This is a genomic window from Legionella spiritensis (assembly GCF_900186965.1).
GTDB lineage: Bacteria > Pseudomonadota > Gammaproteobacteria > Legionellales > Legionellaceae > Legionella_C > Legionella_C spiritensis.
The window spans coordinates 1,733,888-1,747,680 of the sequence record NZ_LT906457.1; the positions used below are offsets into that span (position 1 = coordinate 1,733,888).

The following is a 13,793-nucleotide window of genomic DNA, read 5'->3' on the forward strand; positions in this document are numbered from 1 at the left end:
TGAAATTCCTTGCTTAGTTGCGTAATGGTTTACCGGTTTCTAACAGATGAGCAATTCTTTCTTGCGTCAAAGGTGTTGCCGCCAAAGTCATAAACGCTTCTCTTTCCCTTGTTAAGACCCATGATTCATCAACCAGTGTTCCCTGATTAATATCACCACCGCAAATGGTTTGTGCCAGCTCTGTAGCCAGATAATAGTCGTGTTGTGAAATAAAGCCGCCTTCCAGCCAGTTGACCAGCCCGGCCTGTAATCGGGCACTTCCTTCACGACCAGCCACTTTAAACAACCTCTTAAGCGGCGGTTGGTAATTCAACGCCTGCATCTCATTGATTTTGGCCAGGGCGGCGTACAACACCTCATTTTTATGCATGACCCAACGGTCCGTGTTGCGGAGATAGCCAATGCGAGCGGCATCAGGCGCACAACCCGCCACGACCGCCGTGGCTATTTGCCTGAAATAAGGTTCGATAAACAGCATCAAATCGGCGTTACCTGCCTGTTGAGCCGCCCTCACAGCCATTTCCTTGCAACCGCCTCCGGCCGGAATTAATCCGACACCCGCCTCAACCAGTCCCGGGTAGGATTCAAAAGCCGCGATCACTGCGTCGCAGTGCATCATAAGCTCACAACCACCGCCCAAAGCACGGCCTCTCAAAGCTGCGACCGTGGGTATCGAACAGTATTTTAATTGCATGGCAACCTGCTGGAACTGTACGATCATATGCTCAAGCGCATCCATACGGTTGGCCTGAATCAGAGAGGCCACGCCACGCAAATCCGCACCTGAACTGAAATTACCTTCATCCTGTTGATAAATAACAAGACCGCGACATTGCTTTTCAGTCAAGGCAATCGCCTCGGACAAACCGTCAAGAACCGCCTGCCCTACCGTATTCGCCTTGCTTTTGAACGAAAGCATGGCCACATCGTCTTTCAGATGGGATAGGCGAACACCATCATTCTCGTAAATGACAATCAGATCGGGCCATTTTTCCTTTAAAACCAGATCAGGGAAAAACTGACGCTCATACACGGCCAGTTTGCTGCGCGGCTGAAATTGTCTGGTTTGTGGCTGAAATGCCCCCTCTTCCTTATAAAAAAGCAAATCGTCCGTCAACCACTGCGGCAAGGCGGTGTTACTCATTGTTTCGTTATGAGCGATGCCTTGCTTGATAATAGCCAGCATTGGGGCTACACCGGCACTTTGCCAGGTTTCAAAAGGCCCTTGTTGCCAGCCAAATCCCCAACGGATAGCCAAATCAACGTCACGGACATTCGAGGCAATATCAGCAAGATGAAAGGCGCAGTAATGAAACAGATCCCGAAAACAAGCCATCAGGAATTTCGCTTGTTTATGTCCGGACTGGCTTAATCGAGTCATCCGTTCCCGTATATCCGGTATTTTTAAAATAGCTTTCACTTCATCATCCACGGTGCCTGCCGCTTTACGATAAGCACCGGTCTCAAGATCATAGACCTCTATATCCTTCCCTCTCTTGCGATAAATACCCTGACCCGATTTTTGCCCAAGATGGCCGTCTTTGATTAATTGACCCAGCCAATCCGGTAAGTGGAACGACGCATGCCATGGATCCTGTGTCAACTGCTCTTGCATGGTATCAATAACATGTTCCATGGTATCAAGACCAACGACATCCATAGTACGGAAGGTCGCCGATTTGGGTCTGCCGATCAGCGGTCCGGTTAAGGCATCCACTTCATCCAGTCCCATATTCATAGCCTGGGCATGATACATGGTCGCAATGAGTGAAAACACACCCATCCGGTTGGCAATGAAATTAGGGGTATCTTTCGCAATCACAACCCCTTTACCCAACGTGCCGGTTAACCAGGTTTCCAGATAATCCAGCAACTCGGGATGTGTTGTCGAGGCAGGAATTAATTCAGCCAGATGCATGTAACGGGGAGGATTAAAAAAATGAACCCCGCAAAAATGGCCGCGATGCGCTTCAGGCAACGTGTTGGCAAGTTCATTAATGCTTAATCCGGACGTGTTACTGACCAAAATGGAATCCTTGCGAAGAACCGGGCTGATACGATTGTAAAGATCCGTTTTCCAATCCATACGTTCCCCGATAGCTTCAATGATCAAATCGCATTGACCTAATTCGGATAAATGGTTCTCGTAATTTTTAGCTTGTAATAAAGCCGGGATATCGGGTGTCGCTATCGGGCTTGGTTTCAGCTTGGTTAAATGGCCAATCGCCTTATTAACCAGTGAATTGGGTTCTCCTTCCCTGGCGGCAAGATCATACAATAATGTTTCTATGCCTGCGTTAACGCAATGTGCCGCAATCTGCGCGCCCATAACACCAGCACCCAGTACCGCGATTTTTTTAATGAAAAAATCTCCCTGCATGATACGGTTCCCTATGTACTAGGGTGTGTCGTCAATCCCCTTTCAGAGAGGAAAGGCAAGAAATCAGCGCGGTTTGCAACTGAAAATACGAATTGACGACACACCTTAAAGTTATAATTTAGAGAGGCACCGGTTAACAGCCGGTGCAACAGTCTTTAAGACAAGTTAAAGCGTATTCCTTGTGCCAAAGGCAAGTCATCTCCCCAGTTGATCGTGTTCGTTTGCCGGCGCATGTAGGCTTTCCACGCATCCGAACCCGATTCACGACCGCCGCCGGTTTCCTTTTCTCCACCAAAGGCCCCGCCAATTTCAGCACCGGACGTACCAATATTGACATTGGCAATACCACAATCACTGCCTAACGCGCTTAAAAAACGTTCCGCATGTTTGAGGTTTTGGGTAAAGATTGCGGAAGACAATCCCTGGGGAACACCATTTTGCAAGGCAATGGCTTCATCAAGGGTTGTGTAGGACATCACATACAGAATAGGAGCAAATGTCTCTTCCTGCACAATATCCCAATCATTTTTCACATCCGTTACCAGTGTAGGCTGAACGAAATAACCTGGTTTTTGAACGATCTCGCCGCCAAAGACGATTTGTCCTCCGGCTTCCCTTATATGGGTTATAGCCGATTTGAATTGATGTACCGCAGCTTCATCGATTAACGGGCCCATCAGATTTTTAGTATCGAGGGGATCACCGATGGTAATTTGTTCATAAGCATGTTGCAGGCGCTTGATGACATCCTGATACATCGTGTGATGGACAAAAAGACGTCTGGTGGACGTACAACGCTGGCCGGCTGTACCGACGGCACCAAACACAATACCGGGAACCGCCAGATTCAAATCGGCGTGTTCATCCAGAATGATAGCGTTATTACCACCCAATTCCAGAATGGTATGCCCTAAACGTGACGCAACCTGGGCAGCCACTTTCTTGCCTACGGCCGTCGAACCGGTAAAGGAAATCAATGGAATTTTGACGTCGTTGACCATAGCTTCCGCCACATCGTGCGATTCCGGGATAATCAGACTGAAAATTTCCGGACAATGATTAGCCTTCAATACCTTGTTGCAGATATGTTGCACGGCAATTGCGCAAAGCGGCGTTTTTGCGGAAGGTTTCCAAATAGTGACATTACCGCATATCGCGGCGATAAAAGCGTTCCAGGACCAAACAGCGACCGGAAAATTAAAAGCCGAAATGACCCCGACAATGCCATAGGGATGCCATTGTTCATACATGCGATGGTTTGGACGCTCCGAGTGCATGGTTTTACCATACAACATTCGCGATTGCCCTACGGCAAAATCGGCGATATCTATCATTTCCTGGACTTCACCGTCGCCTTCCTGTTTGGATTTTCCCATTTCAAGAGAGACGAGGCTACCCAGCCAGTCTTTATGATCACGCAGAGCCTGTCCCATTTGCCTGATGATTTCCCCTCGTCTGGGGGCTGGAACCTGACGCCATTCATCCGCCGCTTTTTCAGCCCTGGCCATAACGGTCTGATAGTCGTCCCAGGTACAAGTGGCCACTTCCGCCAGCTTTTCACCGCTGGCAGGATTGTAAGAAGTCAAACGATTGGCGTGTAGTTCGCTACGCCAGCCCTGCCCGCTAAAAGCCCCCGGATTGGTTTCTGAAATACCGAGTCTGCTTAATAAATCCATATTGTTTCTCCTAAGCGTAATGTCGGCCGAAGCGATTGGCTAAAACATCGGTGAGATTGAAATTTTCCTGTAAAACAAGTCCCTTATATTCATTGGCCTGTCCTAACACCAAATCGACGACGGCACAAACACCCGAAGCCGTACTGACTTGAATAGCTGACCACTCCAGCCCGCAGATGGTTTCGGGATAAACCTTGCGAACATAACTTTTTTCCGTTAACTCACCTTGCCTGATGCCTTCAACGGTTACATAGACAATTACGATATCCTGATACGTTTTAGGTATCGCCCTTTCCAGTATACGTTTGAGAGTGTCTCGATCTTCGTTCAATTTAAGGTCATTCATCAATAAACGCATTTTTTCACAATGACCCGGGTAACGCATGGTTTTATAATTCAACGATCGGATTTTCCCATCGTACAATTCAGCCAGGCTCCCCACCCCACCGGAGGTGTTAAACGCCTCGTATTCACATCCGTCAATTTGAATGGCTTCCAGCCCTTCCAGAGGCTTCATGACCGCTGCTTCACCATTTTCAATGCCGTAGCAAGGATTGCCGTACTCATTAATAACACCGTCGGTTGACCAGGTTAAAGAGTAATGCAGTGCGTTACTGGCCCTTTGAGGTAAAGCCCCTACCCGCAGTTTGGCATGATAACATTCATCAAACTCCTGCATGAGGCTGTTCGCTGCAATACTTATAAATCCAGGTGCCAATCCGCATTGAGGTACAAAAGCGGTTTCCGCATTTTCGGCGATGGCCTTGACCGCCGCAGTTACGGATGTGTCTTCCGTCAAATCAAAATAATGCGCCCGGGCTGATTTCGCCGCTTTTGCCACGTGAGTGTTAAGAAAATAAGGCAGACTCGAAATAACGGCGATAATATTATTATTCTTAAGATAAGCTATCGTGGATTCTTCATCCGTCACATCAATTGCAACGGTTTTTATCTGAGGCATGTTTTGCATCAACCTGGTTACATCACTTCCTGAAAACTCCAAGTCGGCCAGGTGAACCTGATAATCATTACTTTCAGCCAGAAGACAGGCGATCAGGCTGCCAATTTTCCCGGCTCCGGTTATCATAACGTTATACATACATTCCATCTCCATTGTAAATCGAGCCGTCATCGTACACCAAATACCCGATTACTTGAATACTCCTGAAAATCAGGATATCAATTCAGGTCGATGTCATTCTGAAATCCTGTATGTCACCGCCCTGAATGACGCCTTCAGGATGATAAATTTACCAAAGATGACAAAACCCCATCAAAATGATATTATTTTAATCCATCAAGGGTCGTCACGTTCGTCTGTTGACCTTTATTTTCCAGTGATTTATTGTTGGATTCCATGAGTGGAAACCGGAGCAGAGCCGTTAAGCCGTCTATCAAAACCATATTGCGATTTTCTGAGGATGAAAAACCGGTTCGATTGTTTTTTCGTTTCCTTTTAACCGGTCTTTTGCTTCCGTTAGGTTTTGCGCCCTTCCATTTACCCGGTATGGCCATTCTGTCGCTAGCCCTTTTTTATTGTTTTTTACAGATTGTTCCCCAAAACAGGGCTTTCCGATACGGCCTGGCCTTCGGCCTTGGTTTTTTTGGATTTGGAGTATCCTGGGTTTTTAACAGCATTCATCAATATGGACACCTGAATACCGCGATTTCCACGATTATTACCCTGTTTTTTATCTTATACCTTTCACTGTTTCCGGCGTTGATGGCCCTCGTCTTCAGACGCCTGCCGGTGAAACCGTTTACAGTGCGTTCAGGGTTGGCGTTCAGCGCCATGTGGATTATCAGCGAATTTGTCCGGGCAACCTTTCTGACCGGGTTCCCCTGGCTGTTGGTCGGTTTTGGTCAGTTTGACGCACCAAGCCGATATCTTTTGCCCGTTTTAGGTGTCTATGGCCTGGGGTTTCTGACCTGCTTCTCGGCCTCCTTGCTGGTTATCGGTTTAAAACATTACGGTTTGCAGCGTGTTAAATACCTTGTTTTTTGTATGGCATTACTGTTGGCGCCCTCCTTAATGAAATCGAAAACATGGAGTACGGAAAGTGCCGGCGCAATCAGCGTAGGTATCATTCAAGCCAACTTGTCCATGCGGGATAAATGGGATGAGTCGTTATTCGAGCAATTATTGAACTACTATCAACATCAGACTGAACAATTGCTCGGAACACAACTGATTGTTATGCCCGAATCCGCTATTCCATTACCTTCTTCCTACGTCAGTGATTTTTTAAACAGGTTACGCAAGAAGGCCCGGCAGACCGGAAGCGCGATATTATTGGGGATCCCCAAACCTGTAAACATGGATGAAGAACGTTATTATAATGCCCTGATTACGCTCGGAAAAGGAAAAGGCTCTTATCTGAAACAACATCTGGTGCCTTTTGGTGAATACATACCAGGGCCATTTGTTTCACTTGTAGAATGGCTGGGAATACCTGACGCCAATATGCAGTCCGGTAAAAAAAATCAGCCACTGATTCATATACAGAACAGGCCTGTCGCCAGTTTAATCTGTTATGAACTGGCGTATGGCAATCTCTTGCGCAACCAGCTTCCACGAGCCGAATGGCTCGTTTCCATCAGCGACGACGGTTGGTTTGGACATTCCCTGGCCATTTATCAACAACAACAAATGGCTCAGGTACGCTCCCTGCAAACGTCTCGTTACCAGGTCATGGCAAACAATGACGGCCTGTCCTCCATTATTGATAATCATGGGGAAATTATTTCATCCGTACCCGCCTTTCGTTCCGGCATACTGAAAACATCCCTGTACCCCATGAAAGGAACAACATTGTGGGTTACTCTGGGAGATACGCCAATCCTGATTTTTTCAGTATTAATCGGTCTCATGTGCTTTTTAATTAAACAACCAGACAGTAATGAGGCGATTGAAACTATTGCTGCGGAGGATAAGAGGCGTTATCCTTACCAACCTGTCTGAAATATAACTTAATGACTATGGATATTAGCTATAAACCAAGAGACGTTGAAGAACAAGCTCAACAATATTGGTTAAAAAAACAATCATTTAATGTCACAGAAGATTTAAATAAAGAAAAATTTTATTGTCTGTCCATGTTTCCATATCCGAGCGGAACCTTGCATATGGGGCATGTTCGCAACTACACCATTGGCGATGTAATTGCCCGATACCAGAGAGCCTTAGGGAAAAACGTACTGCAACCCATCGGATGGGACGCGTTTGGTCTGCCTGCAGAAAATGCCGCTATCAAGCATGGTATCCACCCCGCCGAATGGACAAAAAAAAATATTGCCTCCATGAAGGAGCAATTTTTACGTTTGGGTAATGCCTACGACTGGAAACGTGAAATTACAACCTGCGAACCCGATTATTATCGCTGGGAACAATGGTTTTTCATCAAATTATATGAAAAAGGACTGGTTTATAAAAAAAATGCCCTGGTAAACTGGGATCCGGTTGATAAAACCGTGCTGGCCAATGAACAGGTTGTCGATGGCCGCGGTTGGCGTTCAGGAGCCATTGTCGAGCGAAGGGAAATACCACAGTGGTTTATAAAAATTACCGCTTACGCCGATGAATTACTGGAAGATCTGGACACTCTGGATCAATGGCCCTCCCAGGTCAAGCAAATGCAACGCAACTGGATCGGACGTTCCGAGGGCTGCGATATCTATTTTAAGGTAAAGGATTATCCGAAAAAATTAAAAATTTACACGACCAGACCCGATACATTAATGGGTGTAACCTATCTGGCCGTATCTCCTGATCATCCGCTCGCCAGAGAGGCGGCCAAAGATAATCCTGAAATTGCCGCTTTTATCAACGATTGCCAGGGGATCCGCATGGCGGAAGCCGATCTGGCAACGATGGAAAAGCGCGGGATTGCGAGTGGTTTTATGGCGACACACCCGGTGACAGAAGAGGAAATCCCGGTCTGGATAGCTAATTTTGTCGTCATGCAGTACGGTTTTGGAGCCGTCATGGCCGTTCCGGGTCACGATCAGCGTGACTGGGAATTTGCCCGAAAATATCACTTGCCAATAAAAGAAGTTGTCAAACCTGTCGGTGATGAGTCGCATGATTTTTCCAAATCGGCATTTACCGGGGAAGGTGAACTGATTAATTCCTATCAATTTGACGGTTTGCATTCCCAGGTCGCCATCAAAATCATAGGCCAGTTTCTCGAGGAACAGGAACACGGTAAAATGACTGTCAATTACCGTTTAAGAGACTGGGGCGTTTCAAGACAACGATACTGGGGTACACCCATTCCGATGATCTATTGCGACGAGTGCGGCATTGTTCCGGTTCCGGACGATCAACTGCCCGTCACATTACCGGAAAATATCGAGTTGACCGGCGAGGGAACGGCATTGGAAAAAAACATTGAATTTCTGCAAACCCAATGCCCTAAATGCGGACAGGATGCCACGCGAGAAACGGATACGTTCGATACCTTTGTTGAATCCTCATGGTATTATGCGCGATTTGCCTGTAAGGGTCAGGATAATGCCATGCTTGATGATCGTGCCAAATATTGGACACCTGTCGACCAATACGTCGGGGGCATTGAGCATGCTGTCATGCATCTGCTGTACGCCCGTTTTTTCCATAAGCTAATGCGGGATGAAGGCCTGGTTAACTCGGATGAACCGTTCAAATCACTGCTGACCCAGGGTATGGTGCTTAAAGATGGACATAAAATGTCAAAATCATTAGGCAATATCGTGGATCCCAATCACCTGATTGATACTTATGGTGCGGACACAGCCAGATTATTCATTATGTTCGCCTCTCCTCCGGAACAATCGCTGGAATGGTCCGATAGCGCTGTTGAAGGCGCGCATCGTTTTCTGAAACGTATATGGTCTTACGCGTATGAACATCAGGATATATTTAAAGAAACCAACGCCGCGATTTTCGACGGTAACGGAAACGTTGATTGGCAGGCTGCAGAAAATCGTCTGAAAAAATCTCGTATGATTGTTCATCAAATACTGGCCCAGGCATCAAACGATTACGAGCGACAACAGTATAATACGGTCGTATCAGGATGTATGAAATTATTTAATGAGTTATCCGCATATGCCATTGAAACGGAAGATGACAAATATTTTGCCAACTCTGCCATGAGCATTCTTTTACGTCTTCTGGCTCCCGTTACTCCCCATATCTGCCATCATCTCTGGCAACATCTGGAATACGATAAAGTTATTATCGACGCACCCTGGCCCAAAGTGGATAAAAGCGCTCTTAAAAGTGATGAACTCGACTATGTGGTTCAGGTTAACGGAAAACTAAGAGCCCAATTCAGTGCAAGCAGTGATTTGGCAGAAGATGAATTAATAGCTCTTGCCAGGCAACATGCCCAGGAACACATCAAGGACAAAGCTGTCAAAAAGGCCATAGTCGTTGGACATCGTCAGTTAATCAATCTGGTTGTATAGGCTAATGATAAAAAAAAGCCTGTTTTTTTGCCTGTTCAGCCTATTGATTGGATGCGGTTTTCATTTACGTGGTGTGGCAGAAATGCCAACCTGGCTAAAAAATGTGGCTTTAATTATTGAGAGTGCCCACCGCGATCTGGAGCCCACACTGAAAGATCAACTGCAGGCTTACAATGTTACCATATCGCCCTCAGCCGCCAAAGCCAGTTATTTGCTGATTATCGAAAAGGATGAAAACCAGCAACAGATAACCAGCGTTAGTGCCAGCACAACACCCAGGCAATACCAGCTTTTTTATCGGGTATGGTTTCGTTTGGTCAGCAATAATGGCAATGTCATTATTCCAAGCTCACAAGTCACGGTAACCAGGCAATTAACGGTAAACAATGACAGGATTCTAGGATCGGATTCTGAAGAAATAACTATCCATAGGGAAATGCGTCGTGATGCCGCCATGCAGATCATTTACAGACTGAACCGTAAATCTTAACCAGAGCAGCAAACCATGCTGATAAAGTATCAGGATTTGACTATAAAACCGCCCGGTCATATTCCCGGGCTTGTTCTCCTTACCGGACAGGAGCCATTTATGCTTGATCTTGCCTACAGATCTATCAGGCATTCGTGGCAGAAGACAAGGAGTGACGATTTAGATGAGAAGATCATCGATATTGATACTCCGAATCATTGGTCCATACTGATATCGGAAGCCCATAGCTATTCATTGTTTTCACAATCCATGCTCCTTGATGTTCGTTACGACAAAAAATCTCTGGATCCCCATGGAAAATTATTTTTTGAGGATTATCTCAAGAATGATCAGAAGGATTGTCTGGTGATTGTTCGAGCTCCTAATCTTGCTCACAAGCAGCTGCAATTTTTAATTCGTGATGAACAGGCGCTTGTTATACAGTTAAAGCAACCCGCTCGCCAGGCTATCAAGCGATGGATAGCACAGACGTTGCGTGATCATCGCATACCATTTGACCCCCTGGTGCCAGACTTGATAGAGCAATACACCTGTGGTAATTTGCTGGCCTGCTCACAAGCCATAGAAAAAATCACCTTGTTACATGGGGATGACAAACTATTATCACCATCTGACGTGAAACAACAATTATTTGATCAATCGCAATATCAATTGTTTGAATTGAGCGACGCCTGTCTCAACGGCGACAGCCACCTGGCATTATTGACGTTACGTTACGCGGCACAACAAGGGGTGGAACCTACGCTCATATTGTGGGTCATTACTCAGGAAATACGTAATTTATTGCAACTTAAAACATTTATCAAACAAAATATCAGTTTTCAAACAGCCCTGTCCCAATTAAAAATCTGGCCTCAGCGCAATAAACTGTATCAAACGGCATTAAAAAAACACGATGAGAAACGATTGAAAACGCTGCTCAATATCTGCCAGACGATGGATAGTATGATTAAAACCGGCCAACAGGAACAATTGTGGCGTTCTTTCGACTTACTTGTTTTATCATTAGCCACAGGCAAACAGGTAGGTCCGCTTGAATAACTTGATTATCTACGGCGGTTCCTTTGATCCCATCCATTATGGGCATATCAACACAGCGCTCAATGTACAGCAGCATTTTAATTTTCAAGCATTTTATTTTCTGCCTTGCAGGATTCCGGTTTTAAAAGGCAGCACCCATGCCTCCTCTCAGCATAGGGCCAATATGATTCAACTGGTTATTGACTCGCTTCCTTCCAACCGGAATTTTCATCTGGATTACAGTGAGTTACGCCGCCGGACACCTTCGTATATGGTAACCACACTTGAAAATTTTCGGAAAAAACTGGGTTGGCAGACGTCCATCACACTATTGCTTGGTCTGGATACCTTTTCCCAGTTACCCAAATGGCATCAGTGGCAACGTCTTTTTGAATTGGCCAATCTTCTGGTTATTGACCGTGAGGAACACTCGAATATTGTTATGCCGGAAACGCTTCAGATGATTGTCAAAAAGCACGAGCATCGGGAAGAAAAAGCATTGTGTTCCCGGACACACGGCATTATTCATCGCTTTAACGCCGGACATTTTCGTATCTCGTCTACCTGTATTCGAGAACAGCTTGCCAAGGGTGAGTCCATTGACGGTAAAACACCAGACTCCGTTATAAACTACATCCGGCAAAACAACTTGTATCAGAATGGTAGTGGTTATCTATAAAGTTCCGAGCACCGTGAACAACATTGTTCCAGGATAACGGGCGAGCGCCTGGGTGAACGTTTTCCCGCATTACAGCGAAGCCTTCATGACAGGCTACAGGAAACACTACAAAAAGAGACAAATCACACCCTTTTGCAGCCATAAATAGAGCCTAGTTCGTCAAACTCTTTTCATGGGCACGAAACCAGTTCAGTGCCAGAAGCGAGGCAGAATCGATAATGTTCATCGCATCCATTAATTCATAAACTTTTTCGCGTTTTTCAATTTGAGTCACTATTTCTTCCGTATCGATACCATACAAGCCGCTTTGAGGAGAACCCGCAACCCGCGTATAAAATATATAGGCTTTTTCCGTTAAAATACCGGGACTTTTATATATTTGTGCAATCGTCTGCAAACAATCAATCTTAAGCCCCGCTTCCTCATATACTTCTCTTTTAGCCGCATCCTGCGGTGTTTCATTTGTCTCAATTGTCCCTGATACACATTCCAGGATAACCGGATCATCATGATGGTTCTGATTACAAAATACGCCGGTTCGAAACTCCCGACCAAGCACAAAGGAGTCCACATCAGCAGCATAAATAAGGACAAGGACGGAATCCGGGCTATGAACCATTTCCTGGTTGGTCAATGTTCGTATACGATGATCAGAATCCAGACCAGGAACCTCCAGATCGTACCTGTCGAGTTGCAGATATCCATCATACAGGGCAACATGCCTCGCAATCCTTGCCTTTTTATTTTTCATTGACGCGCAATCTCATCTTGCTCCTGTGATGACACTTAAGACAACTCCAGATCATTTTGGTCTGAAATATCAATAATACCGTTTTGTTTATCAATAATTTGTGCCTGTTTAATAAATTCAGGCACCAGGCCATTTAGCCAGTGTACAACAGGATTAAAGCTGGAATACAAACGGGAATTACGTGAATACTCCTCATGAGGCATGGAAGTCATTTGAACAACGAGAATAATCAGGGAAACGATAAAGACACCGCGAATAAATCCGAACGCCATACCTAACATACGATCCGTACCACTTAATCCGGTACGTTTCATGATAAAACTGAAAATAGCGTTGATGATAGCGCCAACCAGTAATGTGGCCATCAAAATAAGAACAAATCCGGCGCCTTTACGGACGGTATTATCCTGAATATAGGGCTGCAGCCAGGGATTTAACATATCATTGCAGCGATAAGCCAGCCATAACGCCAATATCCATATGCACAGGGCAATCAATTCCTTAACAAATCCGCGAATCAATCCGGTAAGAACCGAGAGCGCAATGATTGCCGCAATGGCCAGATCAACCCAATACCATTGCATGATTAACTAACCTCGGTTGTGACAATAAATCCCCGAAGCTGCATACTATTGATTAACTGTTGCTGCAGCTTCTGCGCCTGCAGTTTTTCATCCGCCCGGCCTACCGTAATCTTGTAAAATGTACCATGTTCATCGGACACTTTATTCATGTTGGCGTGATAACCTTTCTTTTTCAACTTTGCTATCAGAGCCAGTGCATTATTCTGTTTGGAGAACGTTGCTACCTGAACAGTATATTTATTTTTGCCTTTAGCCATTGGCTTTGCAAAAGCAGCCGTTTTTTTAGTGGCGGCTATCTTTTTATCGGTTACACTCCTGGTTGGTACGGACTTGGTTTTAACAGCCACAGGCTTGGCAACACTGACTTTTTTTGCTGACGCTTCTTTAACTGTCGACGTATTTGAAGCAGAAGCCGGCATAGTCGCGGGAACTTCTCTTGAGATAGTCGTGGTGATACGAGCTTTATTCATCTGGCTTAAAGGTTCCGCTCTGGCAATGGTTGGAGCAGGCTGAGGCTCGTCATCTACCGCTGGAATGTCCACATGAGCCACTTTAACGGATTCAAACAGTTTCTTCTGTTCAGGGATAACGACTTTAGGAGGGATTGGTTTGGGAGGTAATTTCACGGAAATGCTGACATTCTCATCAAAACGCTGACTCGATTTCTTCATTATTGCCGGTGTAAAAATAGCTGCGATAGACAGTATCACCGCCAAACCTATAAGTCTGTGTTTCACTCGTTCGTCTGTAATTAATTTCATA

General features: G+C 45.6%; 11 protein-coding genes. 5 read left to right on the forward strand and 6 right to left on the reverse strand.

All coding sequences use genetic code 11. The features are described from left to right. Positions 1-13: 13 nt before the first annotated feature. The 3 genes from CKW05_RS07875 to CKW05_RS07885 form a co-directional block, all read right to left on the reverse strand. Positions 14-2,380 carry a 3-hydroxyacyl-CoA dehydrogenase/enoyl-CoA hydratase family protein gene (locus tag CKW05_RS07875; RefSeq protein ID WP_058483543.1) on the reverse strand — a complete coding sequence of 789 codons (2,367 nt, stop codon included), beginning with the start codon at positions 2,378-2,380 and terminating at the stop codon, positions 14-16. A 155-nt stretch (positions 2,381-2,535) separates the two neighbouring features. After that, the gene (gene amaB, locus CKW05_RS07880) at positions 2,536-4,056 is read right to left on the reverse strand and encodes an L-piperidine-6-carboxylate dehydrogenase (RefSeq protein ID WP_058483544.1); all 1,521 of its coding nucleotides are present in this window, start codon (positions 4,054-4,056) and stop codon (positions 2,536-2,538) included. 10 nt (positions 4,057-4,066) lie between these two features. Next, positions 4,067-5,155, reverse strand: a complete 1,089-nt coding sequence (locus tag CKW05_RS07885) for a saccharopine dehydrogenase family protein (protein ID WP_058483584.1) — start codon at positions 5,153-5,155, stop codon at positions 4,067-4,069. Positions 5,156-5,413: 258 nt separating this feature from the next. Between CKW05_RS07885 and lnt the strand changes: the two genes are divergently transcribed. The 5 genes from lnt (at position 5,414) to nadD (ending at position 11,696) form a co-directional block, all read left to right on the forward strand. Next, positions 5,414-7,018, forward strand: coding sequence for an apolipoprotein N-acyltransferase (gene lnt / locus CKW05_RS07890; protein ID WP_082642777.1), 1,605 nt, complete (start codon positions 5,414-5,416; stop codon positions 7,016-7,018). Between the two features lie 17 nt (positions 7,019-7,035). Continuing rightward, complete coding sequence (gene leuS, locus CKW05_RS07895) at positions 7,036-9,507, forward strand: leucine--tRNA ligase (RefSeq protein WP_058483585.1); 2,472 nt, start codon at positions 7,036-7,038, stop codon at positions 9,505-9,507. Positions 9,508-9,589: 82 nt separating this feature from the next. Continuing rightward, a complete protein-coding gene (locus CKW05_RS07900; protein ID WP_231950412.1) occupies positions 9,590-9,997 on the forward strand; it encodes an LPS-assembly lipoprotein LptE in 408 nt (135 codons plus the stop codon). A gap of 15 nt (positions 9,998-10,012) precedes the next feature. Continuing rightward, positions 10,013-11,038: a DNA polymerase III subunit delta gene (gene holA, locus CKW05_RS07905; RefSeq protein ID WP_058483546.1), complete on the forward strand. Its 1,026-nt coding sequence runs from the start codon at positions 10,013-10,015 to the stop codon at positions 11,036-11,038. Next, positions 11,031-11,696 carry a nicotinate-nucleotide adenylyltransferase gene (gene nadD, locus CKW05_RS07910; RefSeq protein WP_058483547.1) on the forward strand — a complete coding sequence of 222 codons (666 nt, stop codon included), beginning with the start codon at positions 11,031-11,033 and terminating at the stop codon, positions 11,694-11,696. Before holA ends, nadD begins: the two co-directional genes overlap by 8 nt. A gap of 151 nt (positions 11,697-11,847) precedes the next feature. On the opposite strand, the gene CKW05_RS07915 is transcribed toward nadD, so the two are convergent. From CKW05_RS07915 to CKW05_RS07925, 3 genes are read right to left on the reverse strand one after another with little or no spacing between them, the layout of a single operon-like run. Beyond that, complete coding sequence (locus CKW05_RS07915; protein WP_058483548.1) at positions 11,848-12,447, reverse strand: NUDIX domain-containing protein; 600 nt, start codon at positions 12,445-12,447, stop codon at positions 11,848-11,850. A gap of 35 nt (positions 12,448-12,482) precedes the next feature. Then, a complete protein-coding gene (locus CKW05_RS07920) occupies positions 12,483-13,031 on the reverse strand; it encodes a CvpA family protein (protein WP_058483549.1) in 549 nt (182 codons plus the stop codon). 2 nt (positions 13,032-13,033) lie between these two features. Further along, positions 13,034-13,792, reverse strand: coding sequence for an SPOR domain-containing protein (locus tag CKW05_RS07925; RefSeq protein ID WP_058483550.1), 759 nt, complete (start codon positions 13,790-13,792; stop codon positions 13,034-13,036). Position 13,793 lies beyond the last annotated feature (1 nt).

What these genes read in the sequence shown, in the direction of transcription:
- CKW05_RS07875 (WP_058483543.1), bottom strand. Translation starts at nt 2,380, where the DNA reads ATGCAGGGAGATTTTTTCATTAAAAAAATCGCGGTACTGGGTGCTGGT.
- amaB (WP_058483544.1), bottom strand. Translation starts at nt 4,056, where the DNA reads ATGGATTTATTAAGCAGACTCGGTATTTCAGAAACCAATCCGGGGGCT.
- CKW05_RS07885 (WP_058483584.1), bottom strand. Translation starts at nt 5,155, where the DNA reads ATGTATAACGTTATGATAACCGGAGCCGGGAAAATTGGCAGCCTGATC.
- lnt (WP_082642777.1), top strand. Translation starts at nt 5,414, where the DNA reads ATGAGTGGAAACCGGAGCAGAGCCGTTAAGCCGTCTATCAAAACCATA.
- leuS (WP_058483585.1), top strand. Translation starts at nt 7,036, where the DNA reads ATGGATATTAGCTATAAACCAAGAGACGTTGAAGAACAAGCTCAACAA.
- CKW05_RS07900 (WP_231950412.1), top strand. Translation starts at nt 9,590, where the DNA reads ATGCCAACCTGGCTAAAAAATGTGGCTTTAATTATTGAGAGTGCCCAC.
- holA (WP_058483546.1), top strand. Translation starts at nt 10,013, where the DNA reads ATGCTGATAAAGTATCAGGATTTGACTATAAAACCGCCCGGTCATATT.
- CKW05_RS07915 (WP_058483548.1), bottom strand. Translation starts at nt 12,447, where the DNA reads ATGAAAAATAAAAAGGCAAGGATTGCGAGGCATGTTGCCCTGTATGAT.
- CKW05_RS07920 (WP_058483549.1), bottom strand. Translation starts at nt 13,031, where the DNA reads ATGCAATGGTATTGGGTTGATCTGGCCATTGCGGCAATCATTGCGCTC.
- CKW05_RS07925 (WP_058483550.1), bottom strand. Translation starts at nt 13,792, where the DNA reads ATGAAATTAATTACAGACGAACGAGTGAAACACAGACTTATAGGTTTG.